The organism is Citrobacter sp. CK180 (genome assembly GCF_030333655.1).
GTDB classification, from domain to species: domain Bacteria; phylum Pseudomonadota; class Gammaproteobacteria; order Enterobacterales; family Enterobacteriaceae; genus Citrobacter_B; species Citrobacter_B koseri.
In genome coordinates this window covers 344,129-365,461 of sequence record NZ_JAOWFM010000054.1, presented here as the reverse complement: position 1 = coordinate 365,461, position 21,333 = coordinate 344,129, and the positions used below count along the sequence as shown (strand labels likewise).

The window sequence follows — 21,333 nt, the reverse complement described above, 5'->3', positions numbered from 1 at the left end:
GGAAAAGGAGATTGACAGAAAAACAATGACAATCCCCCCCCCCTTTAATTTAGGTTTAATGTTCACCCATCATAATGTCCAGCTGCGCTTTTTCCGGTAACCCGACGACCTGCTGTAACATATTCTCTTTATTCATATAGTAAATGGCTGGCGTTGCGTTCGCCCCCAGATCGTCCATGAGTTTCTGATGAATATTCAGCATTTTCATCTTATCTTCTGGCAGCGGTGAAGGGATCGCCAGGTTGAGTTTACCCCCTGACGCTTCATAGTCATGCCAGGTTTTTGCCGGATCGCGGGTGGATAAGATAGCGGCAGCCGTTGCCGGGCTTTCGGGTTTGATCACGCCCACCAGTAGCGTCCGCAATTGTACTTTGCCGGATTCGACCCAGGGGCGCGCCTGCTGCCAGAACTGTTTGCAGTAAGGGCAGAAAGGGTCCGCAAAGACATAAAGAATCACCGGCGCCTCTTTTTTGCCGTCCAGAATCCACGACGCTTTTTCCATCCGCTGCCACATTTCTCTGCCGACCGGGGCGTAGATCTCTTTTTCTATCAGCGCATTACTGAGGTTTGCGCCTTTTTCGTCGTACATGTAGCCGGAAATCGCGTGTTTCCCGTCAGGCGTGAGGTAGATGGTCACGCCCATATCCTGGTATTTGCCCAGATAGCCTTTCATTCCGCCGGGGGCGTCAAAAGACTTCAGGATCGTAATTCCCTGTTTTTCTATCGCTTTAACCGGGGCAGGCAGTTCTTCAGCAAAGGCGATGAGCGGGAGCAACGTCAGCAGCAATGTTCGTTTTATCATTATATTTCCTTAAAAATCAGTGCAAAAGGAACATTGACGGCAAAACCTATCACAGTCATAGGTAAGGTCTGCCGTCGGAAGATTGCCCTTTCTTTGGTAGGGTGATGTAATCCTTTCGCTGTTACAGCCTTTGTTAAGGTAATGTAGAGCGCAACACATAGCCAGTTTCACTGGCGCTGAAGTTACCTACGGGTAGTTCAGGTAATGGGGCCGCCTGTAAAGGGGGCCTTTTTACTTTTTGTCGCTAAACGTTCACAACGTTGTCTTGTGTGAGTTGTTAGGTATCGCTGATTGATTTGATAATGCAAACGCATTAGCCCAATCACGGAAAGTTGGTTACTTTACATCTCAACGAAAACACGGAGGAAGTATAGATGTCCTTGATTAATACCAAAATTAAACCTTTCAAAAACCAGGCGTTCAAAAACGGTGAATTCATCGAAGTAACCGAGAAAGATACCGAAGGCCGCTGGAGCGTCTTCTTCTTCTACCCGGCTGACTTCACTTTCGTATGCCCGACCGAACTGGGCGACGTAGCAGATCATTACGATGAATTGCAGAAACTGGGCGTAGACGTTTACTCTGTTTCTACCGACACCCACTTTACTCACAAAGCATGGCACAGCAGCTCTGAAACCATCGCAAAAATCAAATATGCGATGATCGGTGACCCGACTGGCGCCCTGACCCGTAACTTCGACAACATGCGTGAAGACGAAGGTCTGGCTGACCGTGCGACTTTCGTTGTTGACCCGCAGGGTATCATCCAGGCTATCGAAGTTACTGCTGAAGGTATCGGCCGTGACGCATCTGACCTGCTGCGTAAAATCAAAGCGGCTCAGTATGTTGCCGCTCACCCAGGCGAAGTTTGCCCGGCTAAATGGAAAGAAGGCGAAGCGACTCTGGCTCCGTCCCTGGACCTGGTCGGCAAGATTTAAGTCAGCAAAGCCCGGCGGCGCTGCGCTTGCACAGGCCTACAACACCGTAGGCCGGGTAAACGAAGTGCCACCCGGCAATCAATGGGCGCACTCGCGCCCATTTCATTCCAGCACCATCATGCAAGTCGCATTCAGGCTGCCGGTATAAGGCAACTTGCATGATGATGTTTTTAGAGAGGGAAGAATAATGCTCGACACTAACATGAAAACTCAGCTCAAAGCGTATCTTGAGAAACTGACCAGGCCTGTTGAGCTGATTGCCACGCTGGACGACAGCGCTAAATCGGCAGAAATCAAGGAACTGCTGGCTGAAATCGCTGAATTGTCAGAGAAAGTCACATTTAAAGAAGATAACAGCCTGCCGGTGCGCAAGCCTTCTTTCTTGATAGCAAACCCGGGTTCTGACCAGGGGCCGCGCTTTGCGGGTTCTCCGCTGGGGCATGAATTTACCTCGCTGGTGCTGGCGCTGTTGTGGACTGGCGGCCATCCGTCGAAAGAGGCGCAGTCTCTGCTGGAGCAGATCCGCGATATCGACGGCGATTTCGAGTTTGAAACTTATTACTCGCTCTCCTGCCACAACTGCCCTGACGTCGTACAGGCGCTGAACCTGATGGCGGTGCTGAACCCGCGTATCAAACATACCGCGATTGACGGCGGCACATTCCAGAATGAAATCACCGATCGTAATGTGATGGGCGTTCCGGCTGTGTACCTGAACGGTAACGAATTCGGTCAGGGACGTATGACGCTGACGGAAATCGTCGCCAAAGTGGATACCGGCGCAGAAAAACGGGCGGCGGAAGAGCTGAATAAGCGTGACGCTTACGACGTACTGATTGTCGGTTCCGGCCCAGCGGGGGCGGCAGCGGCAGTTTACTCCGCACGTAAAGGCATTCGTACCGGTCTGATGGGCGAGCGTTTTGGCGGTCAGGTGCTGGATACCGTTGATATCGAGAACTATATTTCTGTGCCAAAAACGGAAGGGCAGAAGCTGGCTGGCGCACTGAAAGCGCACGTTGATGATTACGATGTTGACGTGATCGACAGCCAGAGCGCGAGCAAACTGCTTCCGGCGGCAACGGAAGGGGGCCTGCATCAGATTGAGACCGCTTCCGGCGCGGTGCTGAAAGCCCGCAGCATTATCATTGCCACCGGTGCCAAATGGCGCAACATGAACGTGCCGGGTGAAGATCAGTACCGCACGAAAGGCGTAACCTATTGCCCGCACTGCGACGGCCCGCTGTTTAAAGGCAAACGCGTTGCGGTAATCGGCGGAGGGAACTCCGGCGTGGAAGCGGCGATTGACCTCGCGGGGATCGTTGAGCACGTTACGCTGCTGGAATTTGCGCCAGAAATGAAAGCCGACCAGGTTCTGCAAGATAAAGTGCGTAGCCTGAAAAACGTCGACATTATTCTGAACGCGCAGACAACGGAAGTGAAAGGCGACGGCAGTAAAGTGACGGGGCTGGAATATCGCGATCGCGTAAGCGGCGACATCCACAACGTTGCGCTGTCCGGGATCTTCGTACAGATTGGCTTGCTGCCAAACACCAACTGGCTGGAAGGCGCGATTGAGCGTAACCGTATGGGCGAAATCATCATTGATGGCCGGTGCGAAACCAGCGTGAAGGGCGTATTCGCCGCAGGCGACTGCACCACGGTTCCTTACAAACAGATCATCATCGCGACGGGCGAAGGCGCGAAAGCCTCTCTGAGCGCATTTGATTATCTGATCCGCAGTAAGACGGCATAAAAAGAAAGTAAGACTACACCTGCAATGCAAGAGGCTGCCAATGGCAGCCTCTTTTTTTATGCAACAACCGTGCGATTTACCGCACAACCAGCACCGGCAACGTAGCATGGCGGACAACGCTGGAGGCGTTAGAACCCAGCAAATGCGTGGTGATAGACGGATTGCGGGAGCCAATGACCACGACGTCCGCATTCAGCTCTTCGCCCAGTTCGTTCACCACATCCCGCACGTTACCAAAGCGGACGTGCTGCTTAATCCGGGAAGGGTCGATACTGAAATGACTCACCATCGTTTGCAGGCGAGTCTCTGCTTCGTGCTGCAAATGCTCCTCAAAACGACGAACGTCGGCGGCAAAGCGGTGCAGACTCAGGCTGGCGGAGCCCGGAAGAACATGCAACAGATGAATGACGCCATCCTGTTGCGCCAGAAACTCTGCGTGGCGCACGGCCTTGTCGCTAAGTTCCATTTCGAAAACATCAACCGGCATAATGATTGTCTTATACATACCCGTTTCTCCCTGTTAACTAATACTGAATTCATTCAAACATATAATAATATTTCTTTCTGGTATCTGCCCGGCACTTTTCATATCACAACGTTTCTTTACGACTGATTGATGCTTATGACCAGAAGCTACCAGTGTCGCTCAAGGTAAAGCACGGCCACGACGATAATCGCCATCATAATAAGAAATGCCAGCGTGATGAAAAGAGCCTCATTCATGACCGTACTCGCGGCAATGAAACGGATTAATTCTGGATGACGGGGAATGGGGGTGAACCAGGAGGAATGGGTGATTTTCGGAAAGAGGATGCAGGGAGCATCCTCTGTGTAAACGGGTGAACGCTTATCCAGATGGTTTAGCGCAGGTAGTCGCCCGCTGCTTCAGGCTGATATTCAAGCTCCAGCACTTCAAGGTGAGTGGACGCCCCGCCAGGCAGATCCCAGTGAATGGTATCGCCAACGCGCAGGCCCAGCAATGCCGCGCCCACCGGCGCCATTACGGAAAGCTGCGTATTGCTGTCGGTCATATTCGCCGGATACACCAGCGTGCGCACGCGAATCTCGCCATCGCTGAGATTGCGGAATTTCACCCGACTGTTCATGGTGACGACGTCGTGCGGCATGGCTTCCGGCGAGCACATCTGGGCGCGATCCAGCTCCGCATTTAATGCGTCAGCAATGGGTAAACCAGCAAACGCAGGCTGCTCCAACAGGCGGTCGATGCGTTCGGCGTCGAGGTCGTTGATGATAATAGTTGGTCTGGACATTTGTTACTCCATGTCGTCGATGCTGCGAGTGCCGCAGGTAAATAATCCCAAAAGAAAACCCTCACCGTCAGGCGGCGAGGGTTTAGCTTTCATGATAATACTGAGACTTCCCCCTTCTTTGAAGTGATTTAGCTCACATTCGGGGAAATCCTCAATACGGTTGTCTTTGCGTAAATTTTAGTCGCAAGCCGTGATGGTTCTCAAGTCTGCATGTCGTCTCAGTAACCCGCTTTGTCAATCACAAACAGCTTCCCGCAATTGCCCGGATGGGGTTGCGATATAAACGAGGAAGCGGAAAGCGGATCGTTAATCCTGGCGGCGTTGAGCGAGAACTGTATTTCCGTCAGATAAGCCGGGTTCCCGTGGCAGCTCAGTTTCACCGCCTTCACGTTTTCTTTCCCCCAGCTTTGGGCGACGGCGGCGTCAAACGCGGCGCGGCTGACCCTTTTCCCGTAATTTGCAGCCAGAAAATCGCCCAGCGCGCTGTGTTTTATCTCATGGTTCAGCCGTACCATTGTGCCGAAATAAACGTCTGGATCAAATCCAAAGCAGGCACCGTGTTTGGCGTATTCATAACGTTCCAGGCAGGATTTTCCACCGGCTCCGGGCATGACCGCGCTGAGTTTTGCCGCGCTCTCCAGTGAAAGGCCGGTTTCAGGCGCGGCGCATTTACGGCTGGCGCGCGCTTCCGGCAGATTGGGGATCGGACGAGTCGCGCAGCCAAACCGCATCCAGCGGCGCTCGTCCACGCCACGCGCGGCAACCGATCCCGGCAGACCTGGCCACAGACCGTGGACAGTCAGAAAATCAGCTTTGTTGGGAATCTCTTTCTGCTGACGGCACTCTTCGGGTTCCCGATGATCGCGCTCATGCTGACTTTGACAAAAACCGGTTTGCCAGGAGAGCGCCAGCACATAGCGGTCAAAATCAGCGTACTGTTTTGCCTGAAGTGGCTCAGCGTTAACGTTGAAGAGGGGAAGCAGGAATACCGCCAGGAGAGAACCATAACGCCATGTTGATTTCATGATGGATGCTGAAACTCATACAAATATTGAATATCACCTATTTAACCATAAAAAAAGCCAGTCAGGTTTATCTGACTGGCATGAGAGGGATAACGCGTTAGCCGTCATCCGGCATTATGTGCCGATGTTTAGTTCCACAGCGCCAGAATCGGCCAGCCAACCACCAGCAGCATGGTGATGTAGATGACCCCAAAGATCGCGCCGAGACGCCAGTAATCTTTGGATTTTACATAGCCGCAGCCGTAGATGATGACCCCCGGCCCTGTTGCATACGGCGTCAGGCAGCCCATGATACCGATGGACAGCACCAGCAGAATACAAAGTTGCTCCATCGGAACGCCTGGAATACCTTTACCTATCGCCAGAATGACCGGCAGCATGGTTGCGGTATGTGCGGACAGGCTGGCGAACAGGTAGTGAGCAAAGTAGAACACCAGTACCAGCACAATCACCGTTGCGTTAGGTGAGAAGCCTTCCAGATGGGCGCTCATTGTGGTAGCAAACCAGTCGATAAAACCCGAACGGGTTAAACCGTTGGCCATGACAACCAGCGTCGCGAGGTTAACAAGGGTGTTCCACGCACTGTTATAACGCGTGATGTCTTTCCACGGCACAACGTGCAGCGCCAGCATCAGGGATACCGCCAGCAGACCGACAGCGGTGGCATCAATCACTTCACCGCCAAATACCCACAGTCCGAGGCTGAGCAACACCAGACCGATCAGCGTCATCTCTTTGCGGGTCAGCGTGCCCATCGTTTTTAACTCTTCACCAGCCCATGCCGCAACTTCGGCGCTGTGGGTCACTTCGGGTTTGTAGAGTACGTAAGAGAGCCACGGTGCGACGATCAGCAGAATGATCCCTACCGGTAAGAAGCCCAGGAACCACTGCAACCAGCTGATCTGAATACCAGCAATTTTGCTGACGAATTCCAGACCCAGAACGTTAGGCGCCGCGCCGGTCACGAACATGGAAGAACTGAGGCTGGTACTGATGACCATCATCCACATCAAATAACCGCCAATGCGGCGCGCGGAAGGATCGTTTGGAAACGACTTAAACAGCGGCGGCAGGTTCTTGATTACCGGGAATACCGTACCGCCGGTACGTGCGGTGTTGGACGGCGTAAACGGCGCCAGCAGAATATCGATGATGACAATGGCATAACCCAGCGTCAGGGTACGTTTACCCATGAATTTCACCAGGAAGAGCGCAATACGGCGGCCCAGACCGGTGACTTCATAGCCCAGCGCGAAAATGAATGCGCCGAACACCAGCCAGACGGTGGTGCTGGAGAAGCCCGCCAGACCCCATTTCAGCGCCTGCTTGCCCGCGTTAAAGGCCGGGTCGGCCAGCTCTGAGGCATCAAATAACAGATAGTTGCTGCCGATAACGCAAATGGTCACCGCGATAAAACTGATCGCGGTGGCCGGAATCGGCTCCAGTATCATCCCGACGATCATCGCCACGAAAACGGCGAAGTAGTGCCATGCCTGAGGGGGCATGCCGTCCGGGACGGGGATCAAAAACATGATGCCCATAACGACTAATGGGGCCAATAACTTCCATATATTATCTTTAGATAAAGACATAAGTGATTCTCCGAAAAGGATCTTTCAATAATTATGTAAATGATTAACTTGCGAAATTTGTGCTAAAAACCAGGTGACGATCAGTAAGTCGGCGCTGCCGCCAGGACTGAGGTTGTGTGCAATGCACTGCTGATCGAACCGGTGTAGATGTTCAAGATCGGCAGGAGAACGAATGCCTCCTTGCCGTAATAATGTTGTCGCCTGCTGTTGTATCCAGCGCAGACCTTCCGCGCCGCCGCGTGATGCGACGTTGGTGTCGCCGTTCATTGAGATCAGCAGCAGCAGGGTGTCGAGCAGCGCCAGCTCGGGGTCGCGCCCCTGCGCCAGCAATGCGCGGTAGTGTGGTAAAGCATGGCGGATCACTAACGGGTAACCCGCTTCGGCTTCGCCGCGCGCGCCAGTTAACCCCAGCTGTTGGTACAAGCGTTGACCTGCGGTGAGTTGTTGATTGTTCTGTCGCAGTTCACGCTCGGTCAGACCCCGGCAAAATGTTGCGGCGGTCGAGCAGATGTTTACAGGAGTGATCGGGGAATGCTGCTGGTGCAGGCGTCCGATGGCGGCGCACAGCAGTCCCAGGGAAAATATGCTGCCTTTATGCGTGTTAACGCCGGCAGTGGCGCGAAACATGTCGGCTTCGCAGGCCATACCTAATGGACGTAGCCCTTTCAGTACATCGTCTGACGGCAACTGCGCGCAGCTCGCGCCATATTCGATAAAACGCGGCAGCCAGCCCTGAATGGCCAGCGCGCTGCGATGGAAATCTTCCAGCGCCATGTCTTTGTGCGCGCCGCAGTTAATGCGATCGACCAGACCCGGCTTGGGAGATAAATTGACCTCAGTCAGCATGGCGCGCCACGCCAGCAGGGCGTAGGCGTCAAGCAGCGTCTGAGGAATGGCGGCGGAATCAGTTGATGTGGCTGGAATCGGCATCATGCAGCAGCGCCTCCATGCGAATAAGTAAGTCGGAAAGCGCGTGGGTTTTCCCCCGGGCGCATTCAGCGGCGCTTTGCTCGCACAACAGGCAGCGGCGGGCAGGAAGCGAAAAATGACGGCGGGACAGAATGTCGCCTTCCGGCGTCAGCACATCGATATCCCATAAACGTCCCAGCGGGTGCTGATGCTCAAGCTCGATCGTGGCGAGCTTGAGATCGCGGGCCGGCGCCTCAATGGCGAGGAACCCTTCCGGCCCACTGGCTGAGGCCAGTGCAGCCTGTTCCCTGACAGACCAACCTGCTTTTTTCGCCACGGCGAGCAGGGCGGTTACGCCGTGATTGAAGATTCGGCGAGTAAGCTCGCTGTCTTTAATCGGGCCGGGCGCCACCACGGTAAAGGAGACCAGTGGAGTGAGATGGCGCGTCAGCCAGGCGTGTTGCCGCGCTTGTCTCTCATCACGGCTGACGAGCAGCTCGGGAATGGAAACCGCATGGCGAGTGGCCTGTTCAGGGAGCAGGTGCATGGCTTATTCCTTCACCTGATGAACAACGTCAATGACCGAACCGTCGCGGTAACGCACTACGGCGATGACGCGATCGGTATATTCAATGGCGCGAGGTTGACCGGTGAGCAACTGCGCACGTTCACGCAGCCATTCAATGGAGACCACTTTCATTCCCGCTTCTTTCAGGCGTTCCGCCAGTTCCGGGCGCGCCGGGTTGACGGCGATGCCGTGGTCGGTCACCAGAATGTCGACGCTGGAGCCAGGCGTTACGCAGGTGAGCACGTTATCGACCAGCGTCGGGATGCGGCCGCGAACCAGCGGTGCGACGATGATCGACAGCGCGGCGGCAACGGCGGTATCGCAGTGACCGCCTGAAGCGCCGCGCAGTACGCCATCGGAACCGGTCAGCACGTTCACGTTGAACTGGGTATCCACCTCTAGGGCGCTCAGTACCACGACATCCAGACGATCGACCGATGCGCCTTTTGAGCCCCAGTTGGCGTACTGGTTGGCGCTGATTTCGATGTGATTCGGGTTGCGGGCCAGCGATTCTGCGGCGTTACGGTCGAAGCTCTGTACGTCCAGCAATTTGCGGATCAGCCCTTTTTCATGCAGGTCGACAATCGTGGCGGTAATGCCGCCCAGCGCGAAATCCGCGTGAATATCGCGGCTGCGCATTTTGTCTTCCAGAAAACGGGTTACCGCCAGAGAGGCGCCGCCGGTTCCGGTTTGCAGAGAGAAGCCTTCCTGGAAATAGCCTGAGTTGGCAATCACGTCTGCCGCGCTGCGGGCAATTAACAGTTCACGCGGGTTGGTGGTCATACGGGTCGCATCTGCGCCAATTTTGTCGGCGTCGCCTACCCGTTCGATCTGCACGATGAGATCCACCTGGTCCTGGGCGATACTGGCTGGATTATGCGGATACGGCAGCAGCGCTTCCGTCAGCAGAACAACCTGGCGGGCGTTTTCGGCATCCACTTTCGCATAGCCCAGCGAACCGCAGCAGGCTTTACCGGTGTAGCCGTTGGCGTTGCCAAACGGATCGCAAGACGGCACGCCGAGGAAGGCCACATCGATATTGAGCTCACCGCTTTGCACCAGATGGACGCGACCGCCGTGGGAGTGGATTTGTACGGGCTCATCCAGCAATCCGCGGGAGATCTCTTCCGCCAGGGGGCCACGCAGACCAGACGTGTAAATTCGGCTCACGACGCCCTGGCGAATATGCCCGACCAGTGGCGCGTGGCAATCACTCAGCGAACTGGAGGCCAGCGTCAGGTTTTTAAAGCCCATGCTGGCGATGGTGTCCATCACCAGGTTGATCGTCAGGTCGCCGCCACGGAAAGCGTGGTGGAAAGAGATGGTCATTCCATCCTGTAAACCAGAACGGCGGATGGCTTCTTCAAGCGTGGCGCACAGTTTTTTATCGCGCGGTTTTTGCGCCTGTAAATTTAGTTTTGAAGTGCTCTGAAAAGCGGAAAATTCGCTTTCGGCATGGCGACTCCAGGCCGCTACCCGTTCTTGTCGTTGAAGTTGTTCGATTTTCTGCGTCATTTTTTTGCCTTATTCTTCGCGAATGCCGGAAAGTTCTGCACGGGAGAGCACCAGACGGGCGCGTTCAATCACCGGGCTGTCTACCATTTTGCCGTTCAGGGAGACGACGCCGCGGCCTTCACGGGCGGCGGCTTCTGCGGCTTCCACGACCAGACGCGCATGGGCGACTTCTTTAAGCGTCGGGGCATACAGGTTGTGCAGCAGTTCAATCTGGCGTGGGTTGATGAGGGACTTGCCGTCAAAACCCAGCTGTTTGATGTGTGACGCTTCGTGCAGGAAGCCCGCTTCGTTATTGGCATCGGAATAGACGGTATCGAACGCCTGAATGCCTGCGGAGCGTGCCGCCTGTAAAATGGAGCAACGGGCAAACAGCAGCTCGGTGCCTTCCGGGGAACGTTCGGTACGCAGATTGCGCACATAGTCTTCCGCCCCCAGCGCGATCCCGATGAGACGTTCGGAGGCGTGGGCGATTTCAACGGCGCGGGTAATGCCCAGCGGCGACTCGATTGCGGCCAGCAGCCCGGTGCTGCCGGGTTCACGACCGCAGGTTTGCTCAATGCGCAGGATCTCTTTCTCGATGTCGGTAACATCCTGAGCGGTGTCGGTTTTCGGCAAACGGACAACGTCAGCGCCGCCGCGAACCACCGCTTCAAGGTCGTTAATGCCCCATTCGGAATCCAGCGCATTAACGCGGACAATGGTTTCCACATCACGGTACAGCGGGTGTTGCAGGGCGTGATATACCAGACGGCGAGCGGTATCTTTTTCACGTAGTGCGACGGAATCTTCCAGGTCGAACATCAGCGCATCGGCCGGGTAGATAAACGAGTTGCTGACCATCGCGGCATTTGCGCCGGGGACGAACAGCATGCTGCGGCGGGTGCGGGATTTACGTTGTTGCAGAGAAGCGGAAATCATTGGCGATCCTCCCACGGCAGAGCGGGGATGCCGCTGGCGCGAGCCAGTAACGCTTCCAGCCGCGCGCGCAAAATGCAGTCCAGCGCGCCTTTGTCGTCAACATTTAGTTGCACGCCGCGGACGTTATAACGGGCAAGCACATCCAGAATGGTGGCGCGAATGGCGTCACCAAACTGTTTTTCAACGCTGCTGTTGATTTGCAGGTCAATATCCTGCGTGTCGAGTGGAGCAATGCGAATCATCACATCACCGGACTCAAGTGTGCCAGCGACGGCAGCCTGGTCTATTTTCATTTTTCACCTGTTTCTAATGCGGGGGTCTTTTGGCGGACTACCGCGCTGGACGGGTTACGTTCAACCATGCCTTGCAGATAGTGCAGAGTGGGGTTGGGAACCAGCGGTGCGATAGCCGTGAGATCTTTTTTAACCAGCAGCTTGCGCACCCAGGAGGCGGAAATCGGCATCTCCTGGAAACACAGCCGCTCAATTTCCACCAGCTCGATGGGTGGGGCGGGAAGCGTTGGCGTCTCCAGCCAGTAGCGCATATCGTGGTTGTACTGGGAGGTGACGGTGCAAAACGGTTCCGTGCCGACAAAACGGTGTGTTACACCCAATGCTGGCGCCAGGTACTGGCGGAAAATCTTCAGGTCGATTTCGGTGTAACAGTGGTTAATGACGCTTTGTTCTTTGATGAAGTAGCACGGAAAGGTCGCACGCGAGATGATGTACTCGGAACCGCGATGCACGGTCAGGCGTGGAATATCCGTTGTTCCTTTGATCACCAGATCAAACCTGTCCTCGTACGGAAAACGCGACGTATCCTCTTTTACCAGGAACAGATGCAGCCAGTCGCACTGTGCGGCGGCCTGCTGGATCAGATAGCGATGCCCGTTTGTGAAGGGGTTGGCGTTCATGACGATACAGCCGATTTTTTTCCCGTCATGACGCAGTTTCGTTAAAGATTCAGCGTAGCGTTTCAGGCGCGTATTGCTGTTTTCCATGAGCACCATCACGCCAGGCACATCAGCCAGCGTTGAGAAGCCGCACTGTTTAAAGAGCGCTTCGTATTCTGTTTTGGTGTAGATGAAGAGGTGCGTACAGTGCCTTTCGTAGGCGAGGTTGATTAACTCTGTAGCCAGCGTCAGCGCCAGCCCTTCGCCGCGCACGGATTGGCAGATAGCAACGCATTTAATGATATTTCCGGCAATACCGCCGCAGGCAATAAGACGATCATCGCGCGTAACGGTAATAAAAACTTCGACGGTGGTATCTACGCTTAAATCATTCTCTTTCAGAAATTGCGTGATAACCGCCATCTTTTTATTTTCTGAGCGTTTCACTTGCGTGAATACATTATTACCGAACATAGTATTGAGCGTCCTGATGATTTATTTTGTTGCCAGTTTTTTGCGTATGTTGTGTGTCGTTGCAACCTGATAACGTTTTGTTTTCAATTGGAACGGTCGTTGTTTTTATTACGACGTATTTCTTTTTCTCTCTGTTGCCTACATCGTAAGGGGTATTTTGGTGGTAAATTTTGATTTATTTCACAAACACTTAGATGGTTTTTATGTGTTTAATGGTTTTAAGTTTTTTAATTAATTTAATAGCAAATTGCGCGGTGGGTTTTATTTGTTTAATTGATTTAAGGTGGGGAATCTGTAACGATCGCTATTAAATGCACAGCAGAAAGTTAAAACATTTTTATTACATATACGGGAAATGAGACGCTTACGCCAGCGAAGGAATAACAATGCCCGACCCAAAAAATAAAAAACGGTTTCTTTTTTTTCGTCAACTCGCGTTCCCGCTGCGGATTTTTCTGCTCATTCTGGTCGTTTCTGTTTTCATCATCGCCGCGTTAGCACGCTATTTTTCCGCCAGCTTTGAAGACTATCTGGCATCGCATGTCAGGGATATGGCGATGAACCAGGCAAAGATTATTGCCTCTAACGACAGTATCATCACGGCCGTGAAACACCGGGATTACAGGCGGCTGGCGACCATCGCGGATAAACTACAAAGCGACACCGATTTTGATTATGTGGTCATCGGCGACAAAAACTCGATTCGCCTCTACCATCCTAACCCGGAAAAAATTGGTTATCCGATGCAGTTCACGAAACCCGGCGCGCTGGAGAACGGTGAGAGCTATTTCATCACCGGCAAGGGGTCTATTGGTATGGCGATGCGCGCTAAAACGCCGATATTTGACGACAATGGCAACGTGATCGGCGTGGTTTCCATCGGTTATCTGGTCAGTAAAATTGACAGCTGGCGACTGGATTTTTTACTGCCGATGGCGGGCGTATTCGTCCTGCTGCTGGTGGTGCTTATGCTGCTTTCCTGGTTTTTCGCCGCCCACATTCGCCGCCAGATGCTGGGGATGGAGCCAAAGCAGATTGCGCGCGTTGTGCGCCAGCAGGAGGCATTATTCAGTTCAGTGTATGAAGGATTAATTGCAGTCGACCCGGAAGGGCACATTACCGCCATTAACCGCAACGCGCGAAAAATGCTGGGGCTGCGTTCGCCGGGGCGGCAATGGCTGGGTAAGTCGATAGAGACGGTTGTTAATCCTGCGGACTTCTTCACACAGCAGATTGCGGAAAAACGCCAGGATGTGATGGCGAATTTCAATGGGTTGAGCGTTATTGCCAATCGTGAGGCCATTCGCTCCGGGGATGAATTACTGGGGGCGATCATCAGCTTTCGCAGCAAGGATGAAATTTCCACCCTGAACGCCCAACTGACGCAAATAAAACAGTATGTGGAGAGCCTGAGAACGCTGCGTCATGAACACCTGAACTGGATGTCGACGCTCAACGGTCTGCTCCAGATGAAAGAGTATGATCGGGTCAGGGAAATGGTGCAGGGCGAGTCGCAGGCGCAACAGCAACTGATCGATAGTCTACGCAGCGCGTTTGCCGATCGCCAGGTCGCCGGTCTGCTGTTCGGCAAAGTCCAGCGGGCGCGGGAGCTGGGGCTAAAAATGACGATCGTGCCTGGCAGTCAGCTGCACCGACTCCCGGAAGGGCTTGATAGCACCGAATTTGCCGCGATTGTCGGCAATCTTCTCGATAACGCGTTTGAAGCCAGTTTGCGTACCCGGGAAGGGAATAACGTCGTTGAACTCTATTTGAGCGACGAAGGGGACGATGTGGTGATTGAAGTTGCCGATCAGGGATGCGGCGTTCCTGAATCTCTGCGCGAAAAAATATTTGAACAGGGTGTCAGCACCCGAACCGATGAACCAGGCGAACATGGCATCGGGCTGTATCTGATTGCAAGTTATGTGGGGCGCTGTGGCGGGGTGATTACGCTGGAAGATAATGATCCCTGTGGCACCTTGTTTTCTCTATTTCTTCCGAAAGTGAAAAAAAACGATGACGGAACCATTAACCCTATTGATCGTTGAGGATGAAACGCTGCTGGCGGAAATGCATGCGGAATATATCCGCCATATTCCCGGTTTCAGCCAGATATGGCTGGCGGGCAATCTGGCGCAGGCCCGTATGATGATCGAACGTTTTAAACCCGGGCTTATTCTGTTGGATAACTATCTGCCGGATGGGAAGGGCATCACGTTGCTGCATGAACTGATGCAGGCGCGCTATCCCGGCGGAATCGTGTTTACCACGGCCGCCAGTGATATGGAAACCGTCTCCGAAGCGGTGCGCTGGGGGGCGTTTGATTATCTGGTGAAGCCGATTGCCTATGAGCGCCTGGGGCAGACGCTTACGCGGTATCAGCAACGCCGGCGTATGCTGGCGGGTAACGATAGCGCCAGCCAACGGCAGATTGACGAGATGTTTAATGCCTACGCGCGAGGGGAGCCAAAAGGTGATTTGCCGACCGGGATTGATGCTCTGACGCTAAATGCCGTGCTGAAACTGTTTAGTGACCCAGCGACGCGCCATACGGCTGAGACGGTGGCGCAGGCGCTGACGATCAGCCGTACCACATCCCGGCGGTATCTGGAGTATTGCGCCAGTCAGCATTTGATTATTGCCGAGATTATTCACGGAAAAGTGGGCAGGCCGCAGCGTATTTACCACGGTTGAATTCGGGATTGACCAATCGCCCGGTGGCGCTGCGCTTACCGGGCCTACGGGGAGTTTTGTAGGCCGGATAAGGCGTTACCGCCGCCATCCAGCGAATCGCCCGGTGGCGCTGTGCTTACCGGGCCTACGGGTAAGATTTGTAGGCCGTAATAAGGCGTTACGCCGCCATCCGGCAAATCGCCCGGTGGCGCTGCGCTTACCGGGCCTACGGGTAAGTTTTGTAGGCCCGGTAAGGAGTTACGCCGCCATCCGGCGAATCGCCCGGTGGCGCTGCGCTTACCGGGCCTACGGTAAGATTTGTAGGCCGGATAAGGCGTTACGCCGCCATCCGGCGAATCGTCTACAAATTACTTCGCTTAACCACCTGCTACAGCGGAAGAAGTGCCTGGCACCATCACTTCAGTTGCAATGATGACAACCAGCAGCCCGACCATAACCGGAACGGAAGTACGCTTCACCACTTCAAACGGCGAAATCTTCGCCATCCCTGCCACCGCAACAACGACGCCAGAGACCGGGGAGATCGTGCGCCCCAGATTTGAAGCCTGCAACATCGGAATGGACAGGTAAGCCGGGTTAATACCGGAAGAGTGCGCCAGTTTGGGAATCATTTCGACAAAGGCATAGAAAGGCGCGTTACCGGAACCGGTGGTCATTGCCGCGAGCATGGTCAGGATCACCAGTACCAGCATGAGGATAATACTGGCGGAGCCAAACGAGGTGGCGATAGAGATCAGACTCTGGATGAAACCGATAGTGCTCAGCCCCTGAGCGAATACCCCGGCTGCGACCAGCAGCATCACCACGCCCGCAAACGCGTCAGCCATCCCGCGGTACGCGACTTCCAGACCGGAAAAGACTTTCTGTGTATTGAATCCGCGAATGAACTCCAGCACGGCAGCGAGCAGCATACAGATGACGAGAATAGTAATAATGTGCAGCTGCGGACCCCATTTACCATCAAAAACCAGAACGCCGATAATCGGTGTGAATGGCAGAATGGCGTAAAACGCCGGGGCGGTGGTGGTAATTTCGTTTACATCCAGCATTTCATGGGAGATGTTCTCTTTTTTATCCAGATAACGCTGCCAGAAAAAGTGGGCAATCGCCATACCGATAATGGCGGCAATGGAGATCGGCAGGGTCGTTTTAAAGGCAAAATCAATCAACGGCATCTCAGCCGCTTTTGCCGCCAGAACCACGTCGCCTGAGGTCGGAGAGAGGATGATCGCTGCGGGGGAAGCGCAGATTGCTGCGGCAGCGCCACGGCTGATCCCGACGTTAACCATCACCGGAAAGAGCGTTGCCATCAACAATACGCCAAGCCCTGTTGCCGAAGAGACCGCCAGCGACATCAGGCAGGCGACAAAATAGGCGGCGATCATCAGCAGGTAAGGTGAGTTAATGTATTGCAGCGGTTTGGAGGCCAGTTTTACAACCATGTCGTTTGCGCCGATATGCGTCATGTAGGCGGCGAAACCGCACAGCATCATGATCATCATACCGAGGTCGCCACCACGGCTCATCAACAGAATCTTAATGTATTCAACGATGTCCGTTGCAGTGTAGCCGGTACTGGTTTCACTGGCGGGCAGAACTTTATGCCCCATTAACGCGCTGATAATCAGCAGCACCAGGCCGCCCACAAAGAGCACGCCGGTTGCCGAATAACCTTTAATGATGTAGCGCGCTACACCCACAATAACCATAACCCCAATAAGGAGTTCAATAAACGTTAGCATTGTTTCCCCTGTCGCCTGGACGCCCAGAAAGTAAGAATAAAAAAGGAACAGAAAGTGGTGTGAAAATGTGCCGAATAAACCGCTTCCCCTTGCTGATTAAAATCAAGAAAAGGACGGATTAAACGTCCTGTGTTGTTATTTTTTCATGCAGGCAACGAATATGAAATCTCTCAGGCGAAAAATTTACGTAGAAACGTATTTGTTTTGTATTTGTTGTTTTTATGGAAATGTAATGTTAATTGTGAAGTGGTGTACAGAATTATAACAGGCCAGATTCCCTTTCCTGATGATAAAAAGTTTCAGTAAACGGCGATGATCCGTATGAAATAAACGGGAAATAAGCGGGTTCGTTATTGCAAAGGGGAGTTTTCTGATTTTTCGTTACCTGTTTTTTGTTAAGATTCCATTCAGGTTCGTTTTGCTACGATCGGTATTGAACTCCAGGATGGTAATTAAGTTGTGATTGTCGCTAAAAAATATTTTCTTACTCTTTCATTTCTCTTTGTGCAATTCGCCCTTCTGCCCCAGGCCTTTTCAGCAGATAAAGGCTGGTTTGATACGCTGAAAGATAATGTGTCGGAAACCTGGCAACAACCCGAGCATTATGATTTGTACGTGCCGGCCATTACCTGGCATGCGCGGTTTGCCTACGATAAAGAAAAAACGGATCGCTACAATGAGCGCCCGTGGGGGGCAGGGTTTGGTCAGTCTCGCTGGGATGATAAAGGCAACTGGCATGGGCTTTACATCATGGCGTTTAAAGACTCCTTCAATAAGTGGGAGCCTATCGGCGGTTACGGTTGGGAAAAAACCTGGCGACCTCTGGCAGATGAAAACTTCCACATGGGGCTGGGATTTACCGCTGGCGCAACGGCGCGTGATAACTGGAAGTACATTCCGGTGCCGGTTCTGTTGCCGTTAGCCTCGATAGGCTACGGTCCGGCAACGTTCCAGATGACCTACATCCCCGGTACGTATAACAACGGTAACGTTTACTTTGCCTGGATGCGTTTCCAGTTTTGATGAGTGATATGCCTTGTTAGTGGTATATAGAATAGCGTTATAAAACAATAGGTAATACAAAAAATCTAAAAAATAACGCGATATTTATCACTTTTTGGCAAAGTTGGACTGGACAAAATGCACCACAATTGATGTACTGGTACCCGACACAGCATTTGTGTCTATTTTTCATGTAAAGGTAATTTTGATGTCTAAGATTAAAGGTAACGTTAAGTGGTTTAATGAATCCAAAGGATTCGGTTTCATTACTCCGGAAGATGGCAGCAAAGACGTGTTCGTACACTTCTCTGCAATCCAGACTAATGGTTTTAAAACTCTGGCTGAAGGTCAGCGCGTAGAGTTCGAAATCACTAACGGTGCCAAAGGCCCTTCTGCTGCTAACGTAATCGCTCTGTAAGCATACGACAGCAAGAATTCCAAAACCCGCCAACTGGCGGGTTTTTTTATGCTCTTAATGCGCGGTGGATGCCGAAAACAGCCAAAACGCAAGCGCGGTCATGGCAAATGACCCGAGCAGGTTGACCAGTATATTCACCATCGCCCAGCCAAAACGCCCATCCTGGAGCAAAAAAACAACTTCCGCTGAGAAGGTGGAAAACGTGGTCAGGCCGCCGCAAAAACCGGTGGTAATCAACACCTTCCACATCGGATCAATATTCGTCATGCGACTAAATAAGGCGAAGCCCATACCGATGATGAAGGCGCCGATCAAATTCGCCGTCAGGGTGCCGAACGGAATGGACTGATGAAGCGGATTAAACCGCATACTCAACATCCATCTCGCTACGCTTCCTGTACCACCGCCAATAAAAACTGCTAAAAGGAGTTGTAACACTGAATATTCCTGCTATTTGATTGTATATGGGATGAGTGTAACGCCGAATAAACATCTTTGGCGAGTTTAACGAATCTGGTCGGAGGGGAGTATGCTCGTTGCAGCAGGACAATTCGCCGTGGCGTCGGTCTGGGAAAAGAACGCCGAAACATGCGTTTCGTTAATGTCTCAGGCGGCAGAAAATGGCGTTTCCTTACTGGTGTTGCCTGAGGCACTGCTGGCTCGCGACGATCGCGATCCCGATCTGTCGGTTAAGTCCGCGCAGCTACTGGAGGGCGGATTTTTGCGCTGCTTACTGCGTGAGAGCGCGCACAATACGATGACGACAATCCTGACGATTCATGTTCCTTCAACGCCGGGGCGGGCATTCAACATGCAGGTTGCGTTGTGCGGGGGAAAGATTGTTGCGCACTACGCCAAGCTGCATTTGTACGATGCCTTTTCGATTCAGGAGTCCCGCAGCGTTGATGCAGGCGACACCATTGCCCCGCTGCTGGATGTTGAGGGGATCAAAGTCGGGTTAATGACCTGCTATGACCTGCGCTTCCCGGAGTTGGCTCTGGCGCTGGCTTTGCAGGGGGCTGACATTCTGGTGCTGCCTGCCGCCTGGGTAAGAGGAGCGCTGAAAGAGCATCACTGGGCGACCTTACTGGCGGCAAGAGCGCTGGATTCAACCTGCTATATCGTTGCCGCAGGGGAGTGCGGCAACAAAAATATCGGTCAAAGCCGAATCGTCGATCCGTTTGGCGTCACAATAGCCGCTGCGGCAGAGACTCCGGCGCTGATTATGGCCGAGGTCTCCGCCGAGCGCGTCAGGCAAGTTCGGGCGCAACTTCCCGTTTTACGTAACCGTCGTTTTGCGCCACCGCAATTATTATGATGTTTTTTTAAACTAAGCTTGATTCACCTTGTTACAGATTGCTATTGTGTGCGCGCGTCGAATGACCGTTAATATTCTCAGGTTAATATGGCGCGTTAAGCCGCCTGATTTTAAGTCAAGAAGGTATCTATGGGTGAGATTAGTATTACCAAACTGCTGGTGGTTGCCGCACTGGTCGTTCTGCTGTTTGGTACCAGGAAGTTACGTACGCTGGGCGGAGACCTGGGCACGGCAATTAAAGGTTTCAAAAAGGCGATGAATGATGAAGACGCTGGCGCGAAAAAAGAAGCGGGCGGCGATATTCAGGCTGAGAAACTCTCTCATAAAGAGTGATCATGTCGCGAGCAGGATGCTCCTTCATCTGACTCTGAAGAGAAAAAACCCGCGTTTAAGCGGGTTTTTTATGCGTTAAATGTAAGCGAGTATTACTCGATTACTTCACTTCCAGTCCTTTCGCCTGCATGTCTGCATGGTAAGAAGAACGAACAAACGGCCCGCAAGCGGCATGGGTAAAGCCCATCGCTATGGCTTCGGCTTTCATCTCATCGAACTCTTCCGGGCTAACATAACGCTGTACCGGCAGGTGATGGCGGCTTGGCTGTAAATACTGGCCCAGCGTCAGCATGGTGACGCCATGACGGCGCAAGTCGCGCATAACTTCAATGATTTCAGCGTTGGTTTCTCCCAGACCGACCATCAGACCCGATTTGGTTGGGATTTCCGGGTGGGCCTCTTTGAAACGCTCCAGCAGCTTCAGCGACCAGTTGTAATCGGCGCCTGGGCGTACCTGACGATAGACACGCGGTACGTTTTCAAGGTTATGGTTGAAGACATCTGGCGGAGTGGCGTTAAGGATCTCCAGTGCGCGATCCATACGGCCACGGAAGTCAGGCACCAGCGTTTCAATTTTAATTGCCGGGCTTTTTTCACGAATCGCGGTAATGCAGTCAGCAAAGTGCTGAGCGCCGCCATCGCGCAGATCATCGCGGTCAACGGAGGTGATAACCACATAGCGTAACGCCATATCCGCAATCGTCTGAGCCAGTTTTAATGGTTCGTTGGTATCCGGGGCGACAGGGCGACCGTGGGCAACGTCACAGAACGGGCAACGGCGGGTACAAATCGCGCCGAGGATCATAAAGGTGGCGGTTCCGTGATTGAAACATTCCGCCAGGTTAGGGCAAGAGGCTTCCTCGCAGACAGAATGCAGGCCATTTTTGCGCATTGCCGCTTTGATGCCCTGGATACGAGTGGAGTCCGCTGGAAGCTTTATTTTCATCCATTCCGGTTTACGCAGCAGGGCTTCGCGCTCTGTTGCCACATTTTTAACCGGGATAAGGGCCATCTTATCGGCATCGCGGTATTTAACACCGCGTTCCATCACAATGGGTTTACTCATAGCGTGCGTGTTCCAGTTGCGAATAACGAAGGAAAGCGTTTCAATTCAAGGGAATGTTGTATTTATCAACTATTTTTGAATTAACTACAGGCAGTATATCATT

Annotated in this window: 23 protein-coding genes; 8 read left to right on the top strand and 15 right to left on the bottom strand. The window is 53.1% G+C overall.

Translation table 11 applies throughout. From position 1 onward, the window contains the following. Positions 1-55 precede the first annotated feature (55 nt). The gene (gene dsbG, locus OGV50_RS18515; protein WP_104868933.1) at positions 56-802 is read right to left on the bottom strand and encodes a thiol:disulfide interchange protein DsbG; all 747 of its coding nucleotides are present in this window, start codon (positions 800-802) and stop codon (positions 56-58) included. A 374-nt stretch (positions 803-1,176) separates the two neighbouring features. Between dsbG and ahpC the strand changes: the two genes are divergently transcribed. Both ahpC and ahpF read left to right on the top strand, forming a co-directional pair. Further along, the gene (ahpC, locus tag OGV50_RS18510) at positions 1,177-1,740 is read left to right on the top strand and encodes an alkyl hydroperoxide reductase subunit C (protein ID WP_012133381.1); all 564 of its coding nucleotides are present in this window, start codon (positions 1,177-1,179) and stop codon (positions 1,738-1,740) included. Between the two features lie 187 nt (positions 1,741-1,927). Then, positions 1,928-3,493 (top strand): alkyl hydroperoxide reductase subunit F, encoded by a 1,566-nt coding sequence (ahpF, locus tag OGV50_RS18505; RefSeq protein WP_012133379.1) that lies wholly within the window; start codon positions 1,928-1,930, stop codon positions 3,491-3,493. Between the two features lie 76 nt (positions 3,494-3,569). Here ahpF and uspG read toward each other — a convergent pair whose 3' ends face one another. The 11 genes from uspG to citC form a co-directional block, all read right to left on the bottom strand. After that, a complete protein-coding gene (uspG, locus tag OGV50_RS18500; RefSeq protein ID WP_024130553.1) occupies positions 3,570-3,998 on the bottom strand; it encodes a universal stress protein UspG in 429 nt (142 codons plus the stop codon). Between the two features lie 128 nt (positions 3,999-4,126). Continuing rightward, the gene (yldA, locus tag OGV50_RS18495; protein WP_275148965.1) at positions 4,127-4,216 is read right to left on the bottom strand and encodes a small membrane protein YldA; all 90 of its coding nucleotides are present in this window, start codon (positions 4,214-4,216) and stop codon (positions 4,127-4,129) included. A 137-nt stretch (positions 4,217-4,353) separates the two neighbouring features. After that, positions 4,354-4,764: a nucleoside diphosphate kinase regulator gene (rnk, locus tag OGV50_RS18490; protein ID WP_012133377.1), complete on the bottom strand. Its 411-nt coding sequence runs from the start codon at positions 4,762-4,764 to the stop codon at positions 4,354-4,356. 218 nt (positions 4,765-4,982) lie between these two features. Beyond that, positions 4,983-5,789: a ribonuclease I gene (rna, locus tag OGV50_RS18485; RefSeq protein WP_200091989.1), complete on the bottom strand. Its 807-nt coding sequence runs from the start codon at positions 5,787-5,789 to the stop codon at positions 4,983-4,985. A gap of 128 nt (positions 5,790-5,917) precedes the next feature. Further along, positions 5,918-7,381 carry a citrate/succinate antiporter CitT gene (citT, locus tag OGV50_RS18480; RefSeq protein WP_012133375.1) on the bottom strand — a complete coding sequence of 488 codons (1,464 nt, stop codon included), beginning with the start codon at positions 7,379-7,381 and terminating at the stop codon, positions 5,918-5,920. A gap of 24 nt (positions 7,382-7,405) precedes the next feature. Next, positions 7,406-8,314: a triphosphoribosyl-dephospho-CoA synthase CitG gene (citG, locus tag OGV50_RS18475; RefSeq protein ID WP_286488698.1), complete on the bottom strand. Its 909-nt coding sequence runs from the start codon at positions 8,312-8,314 to the stop codon at positions 7,406-7,408. Then, entirely contained in the window at positions 8,286-8,837 is a 552-nt protein-coding gene (citX, locus tag OGV50_RS18470; RefSeq protein WP_012133373.1) for a citrate lyase holo-[acyl-carrier protein] synthase, read from the bottom strand. The genes citG and citX overlap by 29 nt, the downstream gene beginning before the upstream one ends. A gap of 3 nt (positions 8,838-8,840) precedes the next feature. Further along, entirely contained in the window at positions 8,841-10,373 is a 1,533-nt protein-coding gene (gene citF / locus OGV50_RS18465; RefSeq protein WP_012133372.1) for a citrate lyase subunit alpha, read from the bottom strand. Positions 10,374-10,382: 9 nt separating this feature from the next. Next, positions 10,383-11,291, bottom strand: a complete 909-nt coding sequence (locus OGV50_RS18460; protein ID WP_024130551.1) for an aldolase/citrate lyase family protein — start codon at positions 11,289-11,291, stop codon at positions 10,383-10,385. Further along, on the bottom strand, positions 11,288-11,584 hold the full coding sequence (gene citD, locus OGV50_RS18455) for a citrate lyase acyl carrier protein (protein WP_012133370.1): 297 nt from the start codon (positions 11,582-11,584) through the stop codon (positions 11,288-11,290). Before citD ends, OGV50_RS18460 begins: the two co-directional genes overlap by 4 nt. After that, complete coding sequence (citC, locus tag OGV50_RS18450; RefSeq protein WP_012133369.1) at positions 11,581-12,657, bottom strand: [citrate (pro-3S)-lyase] ligase; 1,077 nt, start codon at positions 12,655-12,657, stop codon at positions 11,581-11,583. Before citC ends, citD begins: the two co-directional genes overlap by 4 nt. Positions 12,658-13,043: 386 nt before the next feature. Here citC and dpiB point away from each other — a divergent pair, with 386 nt between their 5' ends. Continuing rightward, on the top strand, positions 13,044-14,705 hold the full coding sequence (gene dpiB, locus OGV50_RS18445; RefSeq protein ID WP_012133368.1) for a sensor histidine kinase DpiB: 1,662 nt from the start codon (positions 13,044-13,046) through the stop codon (positions 14,703-14,705). After that, positions 14,674-15,351, top strand: coding sequence for a two-component response regulator DpiA (dpiA, locus tag OGV50_RS18440; RefSeq protein ID WP_012133367.1), 678 nt, complete (start codon positions 14,674-14,676; stop codon positions 15,349-15,351). Before dpiB ends, dpiA begins: the two co-directional genes overlap by 32 nt. Before the next feature lie 356 nt (positions 15,352-15,707). Here the strand turns inward: dpiA and dcuC are convergent, their stop codons facing one another. Next, positions 15,708-17,093 carry an anaerobic C4-dicarboxylate transporter DcuC gene (dcuC, locus tag OGV50_RS18435; protein WP_012133365.1) on the bottom strand — a complete coding sequence of 462 codons (1,386 nt, stop codon included), beginning with the start codon at positions 17,091-17,093 and terminating at the stop codon, positions 15,708-15,710. A gap of 459 nt (positions 17,094-17,552) precedes the next feature. Here dcuC and pagP point away from each other — a divergent pair, with 459 nt between their 5' ends. After that, positions 17,553-18,116, top strand: a complete 564-nt coding sequence (gene pagP, locus OGV50_RS18430) for a lipid IV(A) palmitoyltransferase PagP (RefSeq protein WP_049011891.1) — start codon at positions 17,553-17,555, stop codon at positions 18,114-18,116. 187 nt (positions 18,117-18,303) lie between these two features. Continuing rightward, on the top strand, positions 18,304-18,513 hold the full coding sequence (gene cspE / locus OGV50_RS18425; RefSeq protein ID WP_000034825.1) for a transcription antiterminator/RNA stability regulator CspE: 210 nt from the start codon (positions 18,304-18,306) through the stop codon (positions 18,511-18,513). Positions 18,514-18,567: 54 nt separating this feature from the next. Here cspE and crcB read toward each other — a convergent pair whose 3' ends face one another. Then, a complete protein-coding gene (gene crcB / locus OGV50_RS18420) occupies positions 18,568-18,951 on the bottom strand; it encodes a fluoride efflux transporter CrcB (protein WP_024130549.1) in 384 nt (127 codons plus the stop codon). Positions 18,952-19,042: 91 nt separating this feature from the next. On the opposite strand from crcB, the gene OGV50_RS18415 reads away from it, so the two are divergent. Both OGV50_RS18415 and tatE read left to right on the top strand, forming a co-directional pair. Then, the gene (locus OGV50_RS18415) at positions 19,043-19,831 is read left to right on the top strand and encodes a deaminated glutathione amidase (protein ID WP_275155541.1); all 789 of its coding nucleotides are present in this window, start codon (positions 19,043-19,045) and stop codon (positions 19,829-19,831) included. 129 nt (positions 19,832-19,960) lie between these two features. After that, positions 19,961-20,164, top strand: coding sequence for a twin-arginine translocase subunit TatE (gene tatE, locus OGV50_RS18410; protein WP_012133359.1), 204 nt, complete (start codon positions 19,961-19,963; stop codon positions 20,162-20,164). Positions 20,165-20,264: 100 nt separating this feature from the next. Here tatE and lipA read toward each other — a convergent pair whose 3' ends face one another. Further along, positions 20,265-21,230, bottom strand: coding sequence for a lipoyl synthase (gene lipA, locus OGV50_RS18405; protein WP_286459456.1), 966 nt, complete (start codon positions 21,228-21,230; stop codon positions 20,265-20,267). Positions 21,231-21,333 lie beyond the last annotated feature (103 nt).

Bases quoted from the DNA above. Each gene is read 5' to 3' on its own strand.
- dsbG (WP_104868933.1), bottom strand. From the start codon at position 802: ATGATAAAACGAACATTGCTGCTGACGTTGCTCCCGCTCATCGCCTTT.
- ahpC (WP_012133381.1), top strand. From the start codon at position 1,177: ATGTCCTTGATTAATACCAAAATTAAACCTTTCAAAAACCAGGCGTTC.
- ahpF (WP_012133379.1), top strand. From the start codon at position 1,928: ATGCTCGACACTAACATGAAAACTCAGCTCAAAGCGTATCTTGAGAAA.
- uspG (WP_024130553.1), bottom strand. From the start codon at position 3,998: ATGTATAAGACAATCATTATGCCGGTTGATGTTTTCGAAATGGAACTT.
- yldA (WP_275148965.1), bottom strand. From the start codon at position 4,216: ATGAATGAGGCTCTTTTCATCACGCTGGCATTTCTTATTATGATGGCG.
- rnk (WP_012133377.1), bottom strand. From the start codon at position 4,764: ATGTCCAGACCAACTATTATCATCAACGACCTCGACGCCGAACGCATC.
- rna (WP_200091989.1), bottom strand. From the start codon at position 5,789: ATGAAATCAACATGGCGTTATGGTTCTCTCCTGGCGGTATTCCTGCTT.
- citT (WP_012133375.1), bottom strand. From the start codon at position 7,381: ATGTCTTTATCTAAAGATAATATATGGAAGTTATTGGCCCCATTAGTC.
- citG (WP_286488698.1), bottom strand. From the start codon at position 8,314: ATGATGCCGATTCCAGCCACATCAACTGATTCCGCCGCCATTCCTCAG.
- citX (WP_012133373.1), bottom strand. From the start codon at position 8,837: ATGCACCTGCTCCCTGAACAGGCCACTCGCCATGCGGTTTCCATTCCC.
- citF (WP_012133372.1), bottom strand. From the start codon at position 10,373: ATGACGCAGAAAATCGAACAACTTCAACGACAAGAACGGGTAGCGGCC.
- OGV50_RS18460 (WP_024130551.1), bottom strand. From the start codon at position 11,291: ATGATTTCCGCTTCTCTGCAACAACGTAAATCCCGCACCCGCCGCAGC.
- citD (WP_012133370.1), bottom strand. From the start codon at position 11,584: ATGAAAATAGACCAGGCTGCCGTCGCTGGCACACTTGAGTCCGGTGAT.
- citC (WP_012133369.1), bottom strand. From the start codon at position 12,657: ATGTTCGGTAATAATGTATTCACGCAAGTGAAACGCTCAGAAAATAAA.
- dpiB (WP_012133368.1), top strand. From the start codon at position 13,044: ATGCCCGACCCAAAAAATAAAAAACGGTTTCTTTTTTTTCGTCAACTC.
- dpiA (WP_012133367.1), top strand. From the start codon at position 14,674: ATGACGGAACCATTAACCCTATTGATCGTTGAGGATGAAACGCTGCTG.
- dcuC (WP_012133365.1), bottom strand. From the start codon at position 17,093: ATGCTAACGTTTATTGAACTCCTTATTGGGGTTATGGTTATTGTGGGT.
- cspE (WP_000034825.1), top strand. From the start codon at position 18,304: ATGTCTAAGATTAAAGGTAACGTTAAGTGGTTTAATGAATCCAAAGGA.
- OGV50_RS18415 (WP_275155541.1), top strand. From the start codon at position 19,043: ATGCTCGTTGCAGCAGGACAATTCGCCGTGGCGTCGGTCTGGGAAAAG.
- tatE (WP_012133359.1), top strand. From the start codon at position 19,961: ATGGGTGAGATTAGTATTACCAAACTGCTGGTGGTTGCCGCACTGGTC.
- lipA (WP_286459456.1), bottom strand. From the start codon at position 21,230: ATGAGTAAACCCATTGTGATGGAACGCGGTGTTAAATACCGCGATGCC.